The sequence below is a fragment of the Bacteroides sp. AF39-11AC genome (genome assembly GCF_003474285.1).
GTDB lineage: Bacteria > Bacteroidota > Bacteroidia > Bacteroidales > Bacteroidaceae > Bacteroides.
The window spans coordinates 582,394-603,361 of record NZ_QROH01000003.1 but is presented as its reverse complement, the minus strand read 5'-3'; the positions used below and the strand labels follow the sequence as shown (position 1 = coordinate 603,361).

General features: G+C 45.6%; 10 protein-coding genes. 4 read left to right on the top strand and 6 right to left on the bottom strand.

The window, feature by feature from the left end; all coding sequences use genetic code 11:
* Position 1: 1 nt before the first annotated feature.
* The 5 genes from DW036_RS08135 to DW036_RS08115 all read right to left on the bottom strand — a co-directional run bounded on the left by DW036_RS08135 (position 2) and on the right by DW036_RS08115 (position 9,502).
* The gene (locus DW036_RS08135; protein ID WP_118462861.1) at positions 2-3,031 is read right to left on the bottom strand and encodes an efflux RND transporter permease subunit; all 3,030 of its coding nucleotides are present in this window, start codon (positions 3,029-3,031) and stop codon (positions 2-4) included.
* A gap of 278 nt (positions 3,032-3,309) precedes the next feature.
* Positions 3,310-4,362 carry an efflux RND transporter periplasmic adaptor subunit gene (locus DW036_RS08130; RefSeq protein ID WP_118462858.1) on the bottom strand — a complete coding sequence of 351 codons (1,053 nt, stop codon included), beginning with the start codon at positions 4,360-4,362 and terminating at the stop codon, positions 3,310-3,312.
* A 100-nt stretch (positions 4,363-4,462) separates the two neighbouring features.
* Positions 4,463-6,775, bottom strand: a complete 2,313-nt coding sequence (locus DW036_RS08125; RefSeq protein ID WP_118462855.1) for a family 65 glycosyl hydrolase domain-containing protein — start codon at positions 6,773-6,775, stop codon at positions 4,463-4,465.
* A gap of 229 nt (positions 6,776-7,004) precedes the next feature.
* Complete coding sequence (locus DW036_RS08120; RefSeq protein ID WP_118462852.1) at positions 7,005-8,381, bottom strand: MFS transporter; 1,377 nt, start codon at positions 8,379-8,381, stop codon at positions 7,005-7,007.
* 113 nt (positions 8,382-8,494) lie between these two features.
* Complete coding sequence (locus tag DW036_RS08115; protein WP_118463226.1) at positions 8,495-9,502, bottom strand: LacI family DNA-binding transcriptional regulator; 1,008 nt, start codon at positions 9,500-9,502, stop codon at positions 8,495-8,497.
* A gap of 412 nt (positions 9,503-9,914) precedes the next feature.
* Here DW036_RS08115 and DW036_RS08110 point away from each other — a divergent pair, with 412 nt between their 5' ends.
* On the top strand, positions 9,915-13,928 hold the full coding sequence (locus tag DW036_RS08110) for a two-component regulator propeller domain-containing protein (RefSeq protein ID WP_118462849.1): 4,014 nt from the start codon (positions 9,915-9,917) through the stop codon (positions 13,926-13,928).
* Between the two features lie 15 nt (positions 13,929-13,943).
* On the opposite strand, the gene DW036_RS08105 is transcribed toward DW036_RS08110, so the two are convergent.
* Positions 13,944-14,426 (bottom strand): PepSY-like domain-containing protein, encoded by a 483-nt coding sequence (locus DW036_RS08105; RefSeq protein WP_118462846.1) that lies wholly within the window; start codon positions 14,424-14,426, stop codon positions 13,944-13,946.
* Positions 14,427-14,640: 214 nt separating this feature from the next.
* On the opposite strand from DW036_RS08105, the gene DW036_RS08100 reads away from it, so the two are divergent.
* The 3 genes from DW036_RS08100 to DW036_RS08090 are packed head-to-tail and all read left to right on the top strand — an operon-like array spanning position 14,641 to position 20,946.
* Positions 14,641-17,208 (top strand): hypothetical protein, encoded by a 2,568-nt coding sequence (locus tag DW036_RS08100; RefSeq protein ID WP_118462844.1) that lies wholly within the window; start codon positions 14,641-14,643, stop codon positions 17,206-17,208.
* A gap of 47 nt (positions 17,209-17,255) precedes the next feature.
* Complete coding sequence (locus tag DW036_RS08095) at positions 17,256-18,440, top strand: glycosyl hydrolase 53 family protein (protein ID WP_118463223.1); 1,185 nt, start codon at positions 17,256-17,258, stop codon at positions 18,438-18,440.
* Between the two features lie 25 nt (positions 18,441-18,465).
* Positions 18,466-20,946, top strand: a complete 2,481-nt coding sequence (locus DW036_RS08090; protein WP_118462841.1) for a glycoside hydrolase family 2 TIM barrel-domain containing protein — start codon at positions 18,466-18,468, stop codon at positions 20,944-20,946.
* Positions 20,947-20,968: the final 22 nt, after the last annotated feature.

The following is a 20,968-nucleotide window of genomic DNA, read 5'->3' as shown; positions in this document are numbered from 1 at the left end:
ATTATTTAATTTTATGTATCGCGCAATATGCCACCGGAAGCACGAACAGCGTCAATGCTGAGGCTACCAGCAGACCACCCATGATGGTTGCCGCCATACCACCGAACATGGCGTCGAATAGCAACGGTAACATACCCAGAATTGTGGTTCCGGACGCCATGGCTACAGGTATGATACGGCTGGTTGTAGCACTGATTACCGCATTCAACGGCGCTTTTCCGGAGGCAGCTTCTATATCGATCTGGTCTACCAATACAATTGCATTTTTGATATTCATACCAATTAACCCCAGTAGGCCGAGTACAGAGAAGAAGTCGAATGATTTACCAAGCAAGATTAATCCCAGCACGATGCCGATAAAGATAAGCGGCAACATCAATAGGATGACAATTGGCTTGCGGTAGGTCCTGAACAGGAACAATAGGGTGATGAACATTAGGAAAAACGTCAATGGCATATTAGCTGCCAATGCTGCATTACTTTCTGCCTGGCTTTCCTGTTCACCAAAATACTTCATGGTGTATCCTTCCGGTACCTGAATTTCTTCTTGTACTTCTTTCCATATCTTATTGAATGCTGCTATGGCATTTACTCCCCGGCGTGGATCGGCTTGCGCCATCATTACCATCTGGCGGTTATAGTCTTTCACATTCGAGAACTTATATTGGAAATCAAATTCACTGACTACTTGTTCCAGGGTAGTGGTTTCCTGTGTTGTTCCGAATACGGGTAGTGTACGCAGGTCGTTGATGCGGAAAGAATCGACTGTATTATCCTTTAGAAGGATAGGCAATACTTGATCACCTTCACGATATTCACCTAATGTCATACCACTTGTACCGATCTGAATGCTCTGTGCCATACTTTGCCGGGAGACTCCTAACGGTTGGGCGCGTTCCGGACTGTAAACAGGTTTCCATACGGGAATCTTATTCCCCCATGAATTTCGTACATTGATGAGATCATCATCCCGATGCATGATTTCCAAGACTTTGTTGGTCAGCATCACCAGTGAATCGACATTATTACCGATAAAGCCGATTTCAATGGCGGCATCTACCGCAGGCGATAGCTTAAACAAAGTGGTACGGGTTATGGCATTCGGATAGTTTGACTTCATATACTGGTCGAAGTTCTCTTCGTATTCCTTTGTATATTTACTGTCAGTCAGTTCAATAAGTATATTGGCAAAGTTGGGCTTGGGACCGACGGAAGTAGAAGCCAGATAATAACGCAACGGTGTACTTCCGAAAGTGGTGGATATTCGTTTCACTTCCGGTTGTTGCAGGAGGTGTGCTTCCACTTGTTTCATTTCCTTTTCCACATCACGGATGCTGTAACCGTCCGGATAGAATATATCGGCACGGAAATAGGGCTTATCCAGTGAAGGAAAGAAGTTTTGCGGCATCATTCCCATGATGACCAGTGAGATGATAAACAGGACTACCATACTGCCCAGTGTGAGAGTCTTCTTCTTGATAAGTACTCTGAGAATAGATGCGAACTTGTGATAGAAAGGTTTATCATACGGGTCTTTATTGGTATCGCCGGATTTGGCTTTCAGAATAAAGTTACCGAAAGTGGTGGTTTGTGTGAGTGCCAGTATCCAGCTTAATCCCAAAGAAATGGCAAGCACGACAAACAGAGGTTTCACGATTTCCGCTACGGCAGAAGGGGCGAGGTACAACGGCAGGAATGAACAAATGGCGATGAACGTGGCACCAAGTAATCCCCATTGCGGTCCGGTAGCTCCATCTATCAGGGCTTTTCGCCGGTCTATACCTCGGGCAATGGCTATTTGTGCATTGTCCGTGACTACGATGGCATTATCCACCAGCATGCCCATGGCAATGATGAAACCTGCCAGGGAAGTACGGTTCAGTCCTACACCCATGAAGGACATGATGAGTAACGTACCGCCAATGGTGAATATCAGCGAACTGCCGATAAGTATACCTGCACGCAGCCCCATTACCAGCATTATGATAACGATTACAATGAGGAGGGATTCTATCAAGTTAATGATGAAACCATTATTTGCTTCCTGAGCTATGACATTTTCCGGATACAGACTTTCCAATTCCAGTCCTACCGGGATGAGGGGAAGAAGTTCAGCCAGTTTCCGGTCTACCAGTTCTCCGGTCTTTACTACATCCTTCGTCGGGTCGGTGGAAACGCCGATACCTATGGCACGCTTTCCGTTGACATGCATGATGTTGCCGGGAGGGTTCATATATCCTTTTTCAATGACAGCAATATCGCCCAGTTTCACCTGCCCGCCCGGAGTGGTAATCACTTGGTTCCGGATGTCATTGACGGTGGTATAGGTTCCGTTGGCTACAATGCGCAGTTGTTGCTCACCGGCATTGATTTCACCCGTATTGATAATCTGGTTTTGTGATTGCAACAGGCTTGCCACTTGCTTGGGGTCTATACCCATGCCGGCCAGTTTGTTGACGGATATAAAGATATTCACCACTTCGGTTTGTGTACCGAACAGGGCTACTTTCATTACTCCGTCGGCAGTGATAACCTGGGTTTTGATACGTTCTGCCCAGTTGCGCATTTCTTCGTAAGAGAAACCTTCATCGCCTACCAAGCCGTAGTATATACCGAATACATCGCCGAAATCGTCCGATACCGTGGGAGTGGAAGCGCCGGCGGGTAGCTGCGGTTGTATGTTGAGCACCTTACGGCGCAGTTCATCCCACTTCTGCGGAATAGACTCTGCGGAAAGGGAAGGTTGGAGCTCGAATGTTATCTTGGATAGTCCGTACATGGACTCCGATTTAATTTTATATACACCACTCATCGACTGTATCTCGCGGGAGATCGGTTCGGTGATCAGTCGTTCTACTTCTGCTGGTTCTGCTCCCGGGTAGCGGGTCATAATGACCGCTGACTTGATAACGAAGGGGGCATCCTCTTTCTTTCCCAACCGGTCGAATGATAGTATACCTCCGACGAGCAACACAGCCAGGAAGAAATAAACAATCTTAGTGTTGTCTAATGCATATTTAGCTAAATTCATATGATTTATATTTATGTTTTAGATTCATGAATGATAATTTATCGGGCTGAATTTTAAGCCTGAAAGGCTTGCATTATATAGCGTAGGGTATAGCCCTACGTAATGTGCATCCCCATTTCTAAGCCCTGAAAGGGCGATATAAAGGTTGATGTTTAATTGCGCCCTTTCAGGGCTTAAATTAAAGATATACATAATCACGTAGGGCGTTGCCCTACGCTATGTAATCTCAGGCTTTCAGCCTGTCTTGATTTCAGGTATTCAGTTCCCTAAATTATCATTTAATTGATAACTTTCACCGTCTGTCCGTCTACCAGTTGATGCACTCCGGCAATCACAATAGTTTCTCCCGGCTGTACACCGGCAGAGATAAGAGCATTGGCTTCTCCGGTAGGAGAGTATACGGTTACTTCCCGCTTGCTTACCTTATTATCCTTTACTACCCACACATAGGTTTTCTGGTTCTCGCTTTCACCGAATATGGCACTGAGCGGAATATTCACAAGCTTTTCTTTCAGGAAGGGGGCTACGTCCGAAGCCAGCTTGATTTTACATGTAAATCCCGGTTTCACATCGTATAAGGAGCGGTTGAAAGCAGGATCTTCAATCGTAATAGTTACCGGGATACCTGTTCCGGCTGTAGAAATGTCCAGATATTCTTCCAGTTTTGCATTGAATACCGTGTTCGGATAGGTATCGAATACCACTTTGAATGTTACGTCCTTTGCTTGGAGTAGATAGAGATAATCATCCGGTACGGTGAATTTGATACGGAGTTTTTGTGTATTCACCAATTGTACAATGCCTTCCCCGGAGTTCACGCGCTGATAGTTTTCCACCAGACGCTTTTCTATGGAACCATCGAAGGGAGCGGTCAGTTTGGTATCCCGCATATTATTGCTGGACAATTCATAAGCAGACTTTGCCTTTTGATAATTGGCAACGCTGATTTCATATTCCTGCACGGAGATAGCCTGGCGTCCCAACAAGCGTTTGTTACGTTCTACCTGTGCTGCGGCAGTTTCGTAAGTGGCTTTGTCAGCGGCATATTGCAGGGAAATGTCGCGCGGATCAATGGCGGCGATCAGCTGCCCTTTCTTTACCCGCTGGCCTTCTACCACAGGCAGGTTTATGACCTGTCCGCTAACGCGGAAGGCCAGTTTTACGTATTCTACGGCTTCTACAATACCGGAGAAATCTTTCCGGATGACCGATTGGGAGCTGGCAGTAGCCGTCTTGACAGGTCGGATCAGAGTGGCATCGCCCTCTTTCTTGTGCCCGCATGATGTGGCAAGCAGCATCACGCTGATGGCGAACAAATAGATTTTCTTCATACTGATGTATAGTTGTTCGTTTAGGTATAAAAACATAAAACCGGAAAAACAGATAATTGTTCTCCCGGTTTATTTTGCGCGTTGTTATTGATATAGGCTTCTACTCCTCTATCTTGAGCAACAAATCGGTGCCCAATTTGAGCATATAAACGTTTTTATATACCTGTATGTTCAGTTCTTCTCCGGTGATAAGTGAAATATTTATTTCCTTGCCTACACGTATATAAAGTGTACGTCCCTGATAATTTATCTGGAAGGAGTAGCTGTTCCATTTTTCGGGAATGATTGGGGAGAAAGAGAGTATGCCCTCCAAAATCTGCATCCCGGCAAAGCCTCGTACAATGGCAAGCCAGCTACCCGGCATACTGGTGATATGCAGTCCTTGGTGAGTTTCGTTGTTGTAGTCATCCAGGTCGAGACGGGTGGCATGCAAAAAGAGGTGGTAAGCCTTTTCTACTTCACCGATGCGGGCGGCAAGAATGGAATGGATGTGCGGGGAAAGTGAAGATTCATGTACCGTCATCGCTTCATAGAAATCAAAGTTACGACGGACAGTTTCCTTGTCGAAATTGAAGTAATACAGATATAGGCCCAACAATACATCGCTTTGTTTGATGTAGCATGAACGAAGAATACGATCCCAGGACCAATGCTGATTGATGGGACGTTCTTCGGGTGGAATGGCATCGGTACTTTCCAGTTCCTTATCCAGGAAACCATCATTTTGTACAAAGATTCCCAGTTCTTTATCTTCCGGCAGATACATACGGTTGATGATGTCGCGCCAGCGTTCAGCCTCTTCCTGCTGGCGGAGGTTGGTGACACGGCGTACACGTGCATATTCGTCAGGGTATTCTCCGGCAATGATTTCAAGATAGTTAAGTGTCATCTGCAGGCACTGCACACACGAGTAGTTGGTGTACCAGTTATTATCCACATTATTCTCATATTCATCCGGTCCGGTGACACCTAATATCACATATTTCTGTTTTGGTTTGGAGAAAGATACGCGCTGGCTCCAGAAACGGGAGATGGCAATCATGACTTCCAGTCCGTACTTAGCTATATAATCTTTGCTGCCTGTAAGTGCAGCATGTTGTGCAATGGCATAGACGATGATATTGTTGCGGTGTATTTCTTCAAAGGTGATCTCCCATTCACTGTGACACTCCTCGCCGCTGTAAGTGACTTGTGGAAAGAGGGCTGCACCCGCTTTGAACCCTAATTTACGAGCATTCTCTATCGCTTTCGGCAGTTGGTTATAACGGTATATCAACAGATTTTTTACAATCTCCCTCGGAGTAGAGAGTAGGAAGAACGGTACACAACAAAGTTCCGTATTCCAGTATGTGTTTCCGCCGTATTTTTCACCTGTGAATCCTTTCGGCCCGATATTCAGACGCGGATCATCACCGCGGTACGTCTGGCAAAGTTGGAAGATGTTGTATCGGACCCCCTGTTGTGCTTCCGGGTCCCCTTCGATAACCACATCCATTTCCTTCCATATATTAGCCCAGGCTTGCTGATGATCGTTTTCCAGCTTATCCCAGCCGTCAATTTTAGCTTGACGCGCTTTGGTGATGGAATGCTCTATCAATTCCTGACGTTCATCATAGAGTGACGAACTTATAGCGGTGTATTTGATGAGTATCATATTATCTCCCGGTTTCACATCTGCTCCGATGCTGAATCCGGTTTGTTTCTCCTTTTCAATGCGTATCGGGTTCGAAGTGGTTTCTTTACCGTTCTTGAAGAACTGATAAGTCATGGCATAGCACACTTGCGCATCTTCCCGCCGGGTCTGCGTCCATAGATAAGCGCAATCCTTTGTGACGCCGGAACGTAGGATATTCCATATCTTTTCGTTCGGCTCATCGTCCTTATTGATTATGATTGCATCCAGGGAGGGGATCAGTGATATTCTTCCCGTATAATTGATGGAGGTGACACTGTATTTTATCAGACATAAGTCGGGGTGAGCCATATTGTTGATATGTTCCACATGTACCCGTATTTGGTGTCCTTTGGGAGATGTGGTTTCGAAATCACGGTAGGAGATACCCGCTTTCATATCGAGCTTGCGGCTGAAGTTGTTTACGTCCCATTGTGCCAGGTCCAGTTCTTCGTCAATGAGGCGCAGGCTGACACGACTCCAGTCTGCTGCATTGGGAATACGGGTATAGAAATGAGGAAAACCGTTTTTCCACCAGCCTACACGCGTTTTATCAAGAAAGGTGATACCGGCAACGAATGAACCACGGTATGAGTCGCTCGAATAAGGTTCCTCGAAATTGCCCCGTTGGCCAAAGCGACCGTTCCCAAGACTGAATATACTTTCTGACATTCGCAGGTTGTCGGCGTGAAAGTTATCTTCAATAATATTCCATTCATCGGTTTTAAGGTATCTTTTCATGGTGTGTATCTCAATGGTGATTATGGCGGTAAAGATAAACAAATAAACGGATAAACGGCAATGATGAGGAAAAAAAAGAAGACAAAAAATATCTAAAGAATAAGATGTGTTTGATTCCTTTATAAGAATCGCCCCAGTCCTTTTAAAGGAGCGAGGCGATTATCGTAGAGAAAAGAGTTGTTCGTCGTAGAGGAATAGATATCCCCTTCAAAGTATGTTCTTGTGGGGATTATGCTTTTGCTTGTTCCCCCTTGGTCTCTTTAATTAAATATACACAGACGGCACCGATGATCAGCATCACACCTGCCATGACGAGCATATTTATTTCAGGTGGTAACATGCCTTTTGGGGTAAACAGGGCAAGAATACTACCACCCAGTGCAGCAGCTACAATCTGTGGAATACAGATTGTTCCGTTGAACAGTCCCAGGTAGGTACCCATGTGTCCGCCGCTCAGAGCATTGGTCAAAATGGTGAAAGGCAATGCCAGCATAGCTGCCCATGCGCAACCGATAAGCAGGAATGAGATAAATAATATATATTGATTATGAACGAAATACGTGGAGATAAAACCTATACCACCCAAAATAAGACTGAGTGAGTAGATCTGTTTGCGATTCTTGAACATCGGGATACATACTGCCCAGAGTACGGAGCCGATGGCCTGTACGGCAAACAGTACGCCTACCCAATCGGCAGCATTCTGATACTGGATACTCTTAGTGTCCAGCATTATTTTACTTATGCCATTTACCACTGTTTCAACAGTAGGAGCATCGAATACATTGGCAGCTACACTACCATTGGTATAAGTCCACATGAACATGAAAGCAAACCAGCAGAAGAACTGCACTAAGCCTACTGTCCAGAAAGCTTTCGGTGCTTTCACCAGTAGCTTCACCATATTGATCTTTTCCTTTTCTTCCTCTTCGGTGATACCATGGTATTCTGCATATTCGGCAGGTGGCATTTCTTTCACCTTTACCGTGGTGTAGATGACGCAAAGTATCAGAATGGCTGCTCCAATATAGAAGGAATAGATAACTGAGTCGGGAACTACACCTTGGGGAGCTATGTTACTGATGCCTATCCATGTAAAGATGAACGGGAACAAGAAACCTACCAAGCTACCGGCATTACACAGGAAACTCTGGATAGAGTATGCAAGGCCCTTTTGCTTTTCATTGACCATGTCGCCCACCATCATTTTGAATGGCTGCATCGCCATATTGATGGATGTATCCAGAAACATCAACGATACTAATCCGAATATCATTGCCGTGCTGACTGCCATACCGAAACTACCGGCATTCGGCAGCAGGCACATTACCAGTACGGCTACCAGTGAACCGACAAACAGGTAAGGAATACGTCGTCCGAAGCGTGTCCACGTTTTGTCGCTTGCAGCACCTACGATGGGCTGCACGATGATACCTGCCAATGGTGGCAATATCCAGAAATAACTTAAACTATGTGGGTCTGCACCCAATGTCGCGAAAATACGGCTGATGTTCGCACTTTGCAAAGCATATGCGATCTGTACGCCAAAGAAGCCGAAGCTGATATTCCACAGCTTCCAAAAGCTCAAATCAGGTTTTACTTTCATTCTTAATAAATTATTAGTTACGAGCTACGAGCTACAAGCTACGAGTTCCTTTCGGCATACTGGCAATTTCGCGCAGCCTACTCGTCACTCGTAGCTCGTAGCTTGTCACTCATTCATTTCGTTGTTCCTCTCACTACAAGATTCGTTCTCACAATCTTGTTACTACTCTTGTCATCGCCTCCTTCCAGCTTGTCTGCCAGAATGCTGAAAGCACTTTTTCCGACTTCTTCTCCGTGCTGTTCCACGGTGGTCAGTTTGGGATCTGTGCTTTGGGCAATGGCACCGTCGGTAAATCCGCAGATCGATACTTCTTCGGGCACTTTCTTTCCAACCAGTTTACAGGCATACAGAATGCCCGAAGCTGTTTCGTCATTGATGGCGAAGAAACCATCGGGATGGCCGGGACCTTCCAGTATGTCAGGGGTGATGGATATGGCGCGTTCTCGTGTATCACACAGCATAATCATGCTGTCGTCCACGGGAATTTTGTATTTCTTCATGGCATCCAGATAGCCATTCCGGCGATTCTTGGTGATTTCCAGATGCGGTGCTGCTCCATAAAACAGGATACGCTTGCAACCTGTCTGTATCATATACTCCACGGCGGCAAAAGAACCGGCATAGTCGTCTACTACCACCCGTTCCGTTTTCAATCCGGTACAGATGCGGTCGTAGAACACAATGGGGATATTATTATTCAGCAGGTCCTGATAATGGTCGTATTGGGAAGTATCTTTTGCCAGAGAGGCAATCACACCACAGACGCGGGCGGCAAGGAATGAATGTACGATTTTTACTTCCTGCTCATAAGATTCGTTGCTCTGGGCTACCAGAATATTGTATCCTGCTTCGGCAGCAGCCTTTTCAATGCCACTCAGCACGCACGAGAAAAAGTGATGTACCAGTTGCGGCACAATTACACCAATTGTATTCGAACGGCTGGCTCGAAGATTTACTGCAAGTACGTTAGGCTTATAATTATGCTCGCGGGCGTAAGCATGTATAAGATCGCGGGTTTCCCGGCTGATATCCGGGTTGTCCTTCAACGCTCTTGACACGGTAGAGGGCGAGACGTTCAACGCCCGTGCTATGTCCTTGATGGTAATCTGCGGTTTATTCATGGTATTCTCTAAGTATTCCTTTATCCAAAGGTAGTGCAAACCAAAAACAATACAAAATAAGTTTGTTTGTTTTTTATTGCTGAGGTGCAGCTTATCTTATTGAACTGACCTATCCGGTTGCAAAAATAGCTGAATACATGAAATATCGCTTCTTCACTGACAGTTATCGGGTTAGAGAGTTGTGCAAACGTTTGCATGTATTCTAAGAGTTGGTAAGTATGAGGCAGAATGTATTGGGCTGGGTGTTACATAGAAGGAAGAAGGAGTGAAAAGTTTCAGAGCATAGCAAACGATTAGATAGGTTACTTTAAAGGATTCCCTCATAAGATTTAGGCAATTTTTCAGAAAGATGCAGGGCGTTTGTGACAGATTAATTTTATCTTTGTCCCCGACCTTTAACAACCTGAAGTGTATGCACAGACCTGTTTTTCTTCTTCTATTCATACTTTTGCAGATAACGCTTCCCGTCAAGCTGTCCGGACAGAAACCGGATTATCGCTTGTTCGATAATATCAGTCCGGGGACGGAAGCTTCTGTAATCTATTGCTTCCTGCAAGATACACAGGGACTGATATGGATCGGTTCCAATAAAGGGTTGTTCAGTTATGACGGTTATTCTACGCAGCCACATTTCACTTTCGCCAAGCGTAACAATACACAGATTTATTGCGGTACAGTGGTAGACAGTACCTATCTTTATCTGGGTGCCGACAATGGTCTGCTGATTTACAACTATCGCACAGATACCTACGAAGAACTGGAAATGCAGCTTCCGACCGATATCCGCGCATTGCTTGTGCATGACGGTATGCTGTGGTTAGGAACATTGAACGGCCTCTATACCTATTCGCTGAACGACCACCAACTCTCTGCCGTTACCGAAGGTATTCCACACCCGACCATCTATTCACTGATCCGCTCTTCGGATGGGCTTCTTTATATTGGCACCTATAATGGCTTCTGCCGCTATATTCCCGCTACCCGGCATTTTGAAGTAATAGACCTTCCTCGCAGTGGCAACCGGAGCAACCAGTTTATCAATTCCCTACTGGAAGATACGGCACGTGGCTGCATATGGATCGGTACGGAAGGGTGTCTTTTCAGATATACGCCTGCTGACGGGCGTATTCAGAGGATTGATGCTTTCCATGATAATTCCGTCAAGTCGTTGGCACTGGATGGCAGTGGGCAGTTGCTGGTGGGAACGGACAATGGTTTGTATGTATATCAGGAAGGAGAACCTTTGCTGCACGTGGTCCACGACTCCCGAAATCTGCAATCACTCTCCAATAATATCATCTGGACCATCTTTGCCGACCGGGAACATAACATCTGGCTGGGCACGGATTACGGAATTTCCATGTCACGGAATAATAATGCGTTGCGTTATATCCCTATTTCACAAATCACCGGAACGGGAGAGGGGAACCAGTTCTATTCCATGCTTCGCGATACGCACGGAAACTACTGGTTTGGCGGAACCAACGGACTGATCCGTTTCACCCGGCCCACGGGGGGAGAACAAGAGGTTGCCTGGTATAAAATGGGGGATCGGAAATACCCCTTGTCGCACAACCGGGTACGCCATCTTTATGAAGACCGGGAGCGGCAACTCTGGGTGGCTACCGATGGCAGCATCAGCCGTTATGATTCGAAGAACCGCCAGTTCGTCCATTATAGTATTGTGGACAGCACCCGCCGCTACAATGCCAACTGGGCGTATCATTTATTTGAAGACCGGGAAGGGCAGCTCTGGATAGCCACTTGTCTCGGTGGAATCTTTGTGGTGGATAAACAGAACCTTATGCGTTCCTCCGGTGCTTCCTATATGGCAGAGAAGATGTATTCCATCCACAACGGCCTTTCGGGCATGTTCATCAACCAGCTGATTCCCGACCGTGAGGGGAATGTATGGGCATTGCTGTACAACAGTGCCAACAGCATCGAGAAGATAAATCCCCGCACAGGCGAGATAACCCATATTGCTCCGGACGAGCTGACAGGCGAAAGAACCCCCAACTTCATCCTCTCTGCCCAAGACGGTCATATCTGGATAGGCTTTCCCGGTGGTGTGATGCGTGTACAGCCCGATAACGATAGTATCCGCATGCTTCCTTTTGATGAGTACAACCACTATGCGATACTCTCCATGGCTGAGGCTGACGGAAAAATCTGGATATCTACCACCGATGGTTTCTGGGTGGCAGACCAGCGGACACTGGAAATTCGCCGGCTGAATATCACCGATAAACGCTTCACCAGCATGTTCTTCGACCGGACAAGCGGAGAGTTTTATTTGGGTACGGCAGATGGCTTTGCCATATCTTCACCGGAAGTTCTGCTGGCAGAACACACTGAAAAGCCTCTTATCCTGACTGCCATTTACATCAACAACCAACAGTATCAGCCCAATGCCTCACAAACTGATGTTTCACATTCCGATACCAGACGCTCCGGTACTTTCTCATTGCCCGGACAAAGTATCCGTTACTCGCAACGGATAGAACTGGCTTATGACCAGAATAACCTTGCCTTTGAACTTTCCGACCTGCCTTATTCTCTTGAAGAGAAAAGCAAATTAGTCTATCGTCTGGAAGGCGTGGATCGTGAGTGGAACTTGTTGAAAGCGAATACGAACCGTATTACTTACAATAACCTGAGTTATGGAGACTATCGTCTGCTGGTGAGTAAGTTGGACATTTATGGAAAACCATCGGACCGGGCTTATACACTGGAGGTTCATATCATTCCGCCCTGGTACTATACTCCGTGGGCAAAGGTATTCTATGCCTTACTCTGCTTGGTACTGGTGATCTGGACCATCAACTTCTTTCGTGTAAAGAATCGCTTGAAGCTGGAACGTATGGAGAAGGAGAAGATTCTGGAACAATCACAGGCGAAGATAGAGTTTTTCACCAATCTTTCCCACGACTTGAAAACTCCGTTGAGCATGATTATCGCTCCTATCAGTAAACTGCTGCCCGGTATCAAGGACCAGCAGGAAAAGAAACAACTGGAGCAGGTGCATCGCAATGCCATGAAGCTGAATTCACTTATTCATCAGGGACTGGACTTCAACCGGGTGGATAGTGGCAACAATACGTTGCTGATATTTTCTCAAATCGAACTAGTATCTTTTGCGCGTGGTTTATTTGCCATGTATGCAGAGGAGAAGACGAAAGAGAAGAAGCTAACTTTCCATTTCTATACCGACCGTGAAAAGATATACATACAGATGGATGCCATAAAGCTGGAATCTATCTTGGATAATCTTTTGTCTAATGCTGTGAAGTATACTCCGGAGGAGGGTGAGGTAACGCTTCGTTTACAGGCTTCTGATAAAAAGGTGAATATCTCTGTATCAGATACAGGTATCGGTGTTCCCCACCAGGATCAACCGTATGTCTTCCAGCGTTTCTTTCAGTCTCCCAAGACGGCAGGCAAAAAGGAGGGAACGGGTATCGGGCTATATTTGGTAAAGACTTATACGGAACTGCATGGCGGTAATGTTTACCTTTCTTCAGAAGAGAATAAAGGTACTACCATTATGCTGACTCTTCCGGTGATTGCTATGGAACAGCCTGTCGTAGAAATTTCTCCGGAAACTGTTTCTTCTGACATCGAACTTACTGTTGCCAAAGTAGAAATTCCGGCTTTCGATACAGATATGCCCGCTCCGGATGCCCCAGTGCTTCTGATTGTGGATGATACTCCGGAAGTTTCAGAGTTTATCTATCAGCTATTGCATACCAAGTATCGTTGTCGTTTGGCAGGAAATGGTAAGATAGGTATGGAACTTGCCTTGGAACTAATGCCCGATCTGATTATAGCTGATGTCATGATGCCCGTAATGGATGGGCTTGAAATGGTGCGTCATATCAAGAAGCATGTTCCTACATCCACCATTCCCATCATCTTGCTGACAGCGAAAAGCGATAAGGAAACAGAGCTTGAAAGTATCCGGTTGCATATAGATGCTTTCATTCCTAAACCCTTTGAACCGGATATTTTACTTTCTCGTGTGGAGCAATTATTACATAGCCGGGAGACGCATGAGGCGAAAGCCCGCATGGAAGTTCTTTCTACCCCGAAAGAGATAGAGGCAGTTTCTTATGATGAGAAGTTCCTGGCAAGTGTGATTCATCTGATTGAAGAACACATCTCAGACTCCGAACTGAATGTGAATGCCCTTTGCGAATGGACCGACATCAATAACAAGCAGATGTACCGCAAGATAAAGCAACTGACAGGTATGACACCTGTGGAATACATTAAGTCCATCCGCATGAAAAAGGCGGCTATGCTGCTGAAACAGCAGAAGTTTACTGTGGCCGAAGTGATGTATATGGTCGGTTTCTCCAATCATTCCTATTTTTCTAAATGCTTCCAGGCAGAGTTTGGGGTGACTCCGAAACAGTATGTGTGAGGGAGGGCTTCTCTTTTATAAGAAGACTTCCGCGCCAAGCAGGTTGTTGAAATAGGTCGCATTGCGTTCATCTTCCAGTCCACCGTCAAGGGTGAACAGTAGTTGGTACCTGGTCTGTGTATTCGCCATTCCCACAACTACGGAAACCACTGCTTCCCGTTTGGGGAACTGAACTAAGGTGACTCCCTGCACCATTCCGTCGGAATATTCGCTTGCGGCAAAAGCATTGTATACGGCATTGGGCACCTCATCCATTGTTCCCCAGTCAATCTGTTTCATTTCCCATTGTGCCTCGGAATTGAACCAGACCTTTGTATCGAAACCATTCTGTATAAAGTCCGCTACATAGTAGGTCTCATCCCGTGACCAGGCAACATCCTTGGCGGCAGGATACATCTTTTTCAGTGCTGTCTGTACATTGACAGGCGCATAATCGGCAAGGGCCGGAACTGATGTCAGGAGCATCAGGAACAGGAAAGAATACGTTAACTTTTTCATTGTTTCTTTATTAGATTGTTATCGTTCCGAAGAGAACAACGAGTGGTGAGTTTTGTTTAGCAAAGCTGCTCTTGAATCATATAAATAGTCTGTTTATGTTGTTGATAATCAGTAGGTGTCCTTTTTGTTTCCTTTTATGTCCGATATCTGCTTTGACGAATAATCGCACTCCATTACTTTTGCCGTCAAGAAAAACCAACTTGAATTTGATGACATGCAGAGACACATTCTTATCTTGATTACTTGTTTGCTGGCAGTAGTTGCTCCGGCACAGAACAAAGTACAAAAAAGCGTTCCTACTATCTATGTAGATGCCGGCGGCGTCATGCGTTGGTCGGATACGAAGAAAGAAGCTTCTTTCTTTGGTGTGAACTATACCTTACCCTTTGCACATGCCTACCGGGCAATGGGCTATCTGGGAGTGGACCGTAAAGCTGCTATCGATCGTGATGTCTATCACATGGCACGCCTGGGACTGAATGCTTACCGTATTCACATCTGGGACGTAGAGATTTCCGATGCAGAAGGTAACTTGCAGGAAAATGAGCACTTGGAACTATTGGACTACCTTATCCATAAATTACAGGAACGCGGTATCCGTACCGTTATCACGGCACAGACAAATTTTGGCAACGGTTATCCGGAACGCAATCAGCCCACCGGTGGCTTCTCATCCCATTATGATAAATGTGCTGTTCATAGTGATGTAGGAGCTATTGCTGCACAGGAAAAGTATATTGCTGATCTTGTACGCCATGTGAATCCTTATACAGGTTATGCTTATAAAGATGATCCTTATATCGTAGGCTTTGAAATAAACAATGAGCCTTGTCATCCCGGCACTGTTGCTGAAACGCGTAATTACATAGATAAGATGCTGTCTGCCTTGAAGCGTGCAGGCAACCGCAAACCGGTGTTCTACAATGTCAGTCATAATCAGCATGTAGTAGAGGCTTACTATTCTACAGCCATACAGGGTACTACCTATCAATGGTATCCTATTGGTCTTGTATCCGGACATACCCGCAAAGGGAACTTCCTGCCTTCCGTAGACCGCTACGATATTCCTTTCTCCAATCTGAAAGGTTTCAATAAGAAGGCTCGTATGGTTTATGAATTTGATCCCGCTGATATTCTTTATTCCTATATGTATCCGGCCACTGTACGCACTTTCCGCACAGCCGGTTTCCAGTGGATTACTCAGTTTGCCTATGATCCTATCGACATGGCGGCCTACAATACCGAATACCAGACTCATTACTTGAATGTTGCATACACTCCGAATAAGGCTATCGGATTGATGATTGCCGCAGAAGTGGCACAGAAAGTGGGTAGGGGAGAGAGTTTTGGCAGTTATCCGGCAGATACATTATTCAATGACTTCCGTGTCAGCTATGTGCAGGATTTAAGCGAACTGAATGACGGAGAGAAATTCTACTATTCCAATACGACTCAAACTCGTCCGAAAGATATTTCTCAGCTTCGCGCAATAGCCGGTTGTGGCAAATCTCCGGTGGTGAATTATGAAGGTACGGGCGTTTATTGGCTGGATCGTTTGGAAGAGGGTGTTTGGCGTTTGGAAGTAATGCCCGATGCGGTACAGGCTAGTGATCCGTTTACAAGGCCTTCTTTGGATAAAGAAGTAATGCGCATTGTCTCCGGTGCATGGGATATGACTCTGAATTTACCTGATTTAGGTAAGCAATTCCGGGTGAACGGTTTGAATAATGGAAATACATTCAGTTCACAAGCTGCGAATGGCAAGATTTCTACTCTTCGTCCGGGTGTTTATCTGTTACAGCGTGAAGGTATATCTACTTCCGGTAAATGGACTGCTGATGCCCATTGGCAGAATATTACTCTTGGTGAATATGTACGTCCATCCATTTCTGATAATAACGGTTTTACTGTTACTCATTCTCCTGCCAAGACAGTAGATGCCGGTAAAGAACTACAGATAGAGGCTATTGTGGCAGGCCATGAAATGCCCGATTCCGTTATTATTTATACAGATAAGATATCCTTCTGGAATGAAAAGAATCCTTATCTGAAAATGAATCATACAGGCGGTTACACTTATCGTGCTACCGTACCTGCTACAGAGATAAAAGAGGGTTGTTTTAGGTATAACATCGTCGTTTGTCAAGGCGATAAGCGACAAACGTTTCCTTCGGGAGTGGCTAGGAGTCCACTGGATTGGGACTATACTTCGGCTACTCTGTGGGAAACCAACGTAGTTGCTCCTGAAAAATCACTGCCTCTATTGGAAATAGTGGATGCTGATAGTAAGTTGGAAACATATACTATGCCCGAATGGAGCCGCACGAATCGCCAGTTAATACAAAATGCACCGACAGAGAAGCCGACCTTGCGCATCACTTTCGAGTCTAAAGATAAGGCGTCTGTCTTCGTTCTTCGTCGTTACATTAAAGATGATATCGATGGACGCCCTGAGCGACTCGCTTCCTGCCGCACTTTGTGTATCCATGCAAAGAAGATTCCCGAAGGACTAAAAGCTGGCTTCATTACTTCTGACGGATATACCTATCTTGCTTCGTGTGCCGCTGCGACTGATGGTATCATTCGTGTACCCTTGCAGGATTTGAAGCAAACAAATACAGCTTTACTTCCCCATGTCTATCCGGTCTTCCTTGATAATTATTTCCGCCCGCAGACTGAAATACCTTTCAAGGTAGAGGGGATTGAAACTCTCGAACTCTCTTTTGATGGAGTTGCTGAAAAGGCTACGGAAATAGAGATAGGGAGTATCTGGCTTGAATGATTATGCTTTTATTTATTATATTTGTATCATTGATAACTATATTTGCCATGAAACACATGAAATTTTTGTCTTTCTTTTTGGGTATTACTTTTTCTATAGTAGCGTGTAGCAGTAATAACGAAACAATTCCTGTGCCCGATGTCGATCCCGATGGTGACGACGGAACTACAGAGGTGGAGTTTGCCAAAGGTGCTGACATAGGATGGGTCACCGAATACGAATCCAAAGGCTACAACTTCTATAATGCCAAAGGTGAGCAGCGTGAGTGTACGGCTCTGATGAAGGAACTGGGGCTTAATGCCATCCGTATTCGCGTATGGGTAGACCCGAGCAAACATGGCAATTGGTGTAACACTGCCGATGTGGTGGAGAAGGTCAAAAGAGCCAAAGAGTTGGGGATGGATGTAATGATAGACTTTCATTACAGTGATTGGTGGGCTGACCCCGCTCAGCAAAACAAACCCGCGTCATGGGTAGGAAAAAATCTGGCAAACTTGAAAAGTGCCATTAAAGACCATACGGTAAGTGTGCTTCAGGCCTTAAAGGCGATAGGGGTTATTCCTAAATGGGTACAAGTGGGGAATGAAATTCGCCCGGGCATGTTGTGGGATGAAGACGTGGCTTTGAGCGGCGCATCTTATAATGTGACGGAGAAGGATTTGAAAGATGCACCAGCAAGTGCTACCGACAAAGTGGTATATCCCATGAATTGGGCTAACCTTGGTGCTTTCGTCACTACCGGATACGATGCTGTGAAGTCGGTTTTTCCCGATGCTATTGTGATTGTTCACTTGGACAATGGATGGGACAGCAGCTTATTCACCTGGTTCTTCGATGAATTGAAGAAGAACGGCGGCAAGTGGGACATGATAGGCATGTCGCTTTACCCTTATTGGTCGCGTGATGCCAAAGAAGGCTATTCATCTGCCGATGCCGTCATTACGGACTGTATCAGCAACATCAAGGCTTTGAGTACCAAGTACAATTGTGATGTAATGGTGGTAGAAACCGGTATGGAGTGCGCCGATGACAATGGTAGGTTGGCAAGTACCTCTGTTTTGAACGAGGGAAAGAGACAGCTTGCCCGTATCTTGAAGGAGTGCAAGGAAAATACCAACGGTCGTTGTAAAGGAGTGTTCTATTGGGAACCGGAGTGCAGGCCGAGTCAATATAGATTGGGAGCATTTACAGAAGATGGGCGTCCTACTGTTATAATGGATGCTTTTAAATAACATTAATTAAATACTTTGATTGAAAATGAAGAAGATACTATTCATCTCTTTCTCCTGCTGTATCCTTTTTTCTTTGATAGCAAAAGCTCAGCGTATAGAAACACTGTTGGAGAAGAACTGGAAGTTTACGAAGGGTGAAGTAGCGGAAGCTATGAAGCCTGAATTTGATGATCGCAAATGGGAAACCGTAACCGTACCTCACGACTGGGCCATCTTCGGTCCTTTCGATCGCAGCAATGACTTGCAGGAAGTAGCAGTAACGCAGAACTTCGAAAAGAAGGCTTCTGTCAAGACCGGACGTACAGGTGGACTCCCTTACGTAGGAATAGGTTGGTATCGTACTACGTTCGATGCTCCCGCTGATCAGCAGACGACACTTGTCTTTGATGGTGCAATGAGTGAAGCCCGTGTATATGTCAATGGGCAAGAAGCATGTTTCTGGCCATTCGGTTATAATTCTTTCCATTGCGATGTCACCGGACTTCTGAATAAAGATGGTAAAAACAATACCCTTGCTGTACGTCTGGAGAATAAGCCTCAATCTTCCCGTTGGTATCCTGGTGCAGGACTTTATCGCAATGTGCGTGTAGTGAGTACTGATAAAGTGCATGTTCCTGTATGGGGTACTCAGCTGACTACTCCTCATGTTTCTGATGAGTATGCCTCAGTACGTCTGTTGACGACTATTGCTAATGATGAAGGAAAAGATATCCGTATCGTAACAGAAATTATCTCTCCCGATGGGAAAGTTGTTGCAACGAAAGATAATACCCGTAAGATTAATCATGGGCAGCCTTTTGAACAAAACTTCCTGGTGAATGCTCCTTGCTTGTGGTCGCCGGAGACACCTTATTTATATAAGGCTGTTTCCCAAGTCTATGCCGATGGCAAGCAAACGGATGAATACACTACTCGTTTCGGTATCCGTAGCATAGAAATCATTGCCGACAAAGGATTCTTCCTGAATGGTAAGCACCGTAAGTTCCAAGGGGTATGTAATCATCACGATCTCGGTCCGTTGGGTGCTGCCATCAATGTTGCTGCATTACGTCGCCAACTCACACTGTTGAAAGATATGGGTTGCGATGCTATTCGTACCGCTCACAATATGCCTGCGCCGGAGTTAGTGCAACTCTGTGATGAAATGGGCTTTATGATGATGGTGGAACCTTTCGACGAATGGGACATTGCCAAATGTGAGAATGGCTATCACCGCTATTTCAACGAGTGGGCAGAACGCGATATGATAAATATGCTGCATCAGTTCCGCAACAATCCTTGTGTCGTGATGTGGAGCATCGGCAATGAAGTTCCTACCCAATGTAGCCCGGTAGGTTATAAAGTTGCTTCTTTCTTGCAGGATATCTGTCATCGTGAAGACCCGACACGTCCTGTTACTTGCGGTATGGATCAGGTTTCCTGTGTTTTGAAGAATGGCTTTGCAGCAATGATTGATGTACCCGGTTTTAATTATCGTGCACACCGTTATCTGGAAGCTTATGAACTGCTACCGCAGAATATAGTGCTTGGTTCCGAAACTTCTTCTACCGTTAGTTCCCGTGGCGTATATAAATTTCCTGTAGAGAAACGCGGGGATGCAAAGTATGACGATCACCAGTCTTCCGGTTATGATTTGGAGCATTGTTCTTGGTCTAATGTCCCCGATGAGGATTTTGCTTTAGCAGATGATTATGACTGGACTATCGGTCAATTCGTTTGGACAGGATTCGATTATCTGGGTGAGCCTTCTCCCTATGATACGGATGCATGGCCGAGTCATAGTTCTTTGTTTGGTATTATTGACCTTGCCAGCCTCCCTAAAGACCGCTACTATTTGTATCGTAGTCTTTGGAATAAAAATGTGAATACACTCCATGTACTTCCTCACTGGACATGGCCGGGTAGGGAAGGGGAGAATACTCCTGTCTTCGTTTACACCAGCTATCCGGTTGCCGAACTTTTCGTTAATGGGAAAAGTTATGGTAAACAGCATAAACTGACAGCTGAAGAAAGTAAAGCTATTCAAGGCAAAGATGCGCTTGCTCTCCAACGTCGTTACCGCTTGATGTGGATGGATGTTCCTTATGAGCCAGGTGAGGTGAAAGTCGTAGCTTATGATGTTTCAGGTAAAATAGCAGAGGAGAAAGTGGTCCGTACTGCCGGTAAACCTCATCACTTGGAAGTGGTAGCTGATCGTTCGCAACTTACTGCCGATGGCAAAGACTTGGCCTATATCACAGTTCGCGTGGTTGATAAAGATGGAAACCTCTGTCCTTCGGATAGTCGTCTTGTTAACTTTACGGTGAAAGGTGCGGGCTATTATCGTGCTGCTGCTAATGGAGATGCTACTTCACTCGATTTGTTCCACTTGCCGAAGATGCCCGCTTTCAGTGGCCAACTGACAGCCATTGTTCAAATGGCCGAACAGCCCGGTGAAATCATTTTTGAGGCTAAGGCTAAAGGGGTGAAATCTGGTAAGCTTGTGCTGAGGTCTGTTACAGAGTAAAGAAAAGAGGGCGTCACTTTCA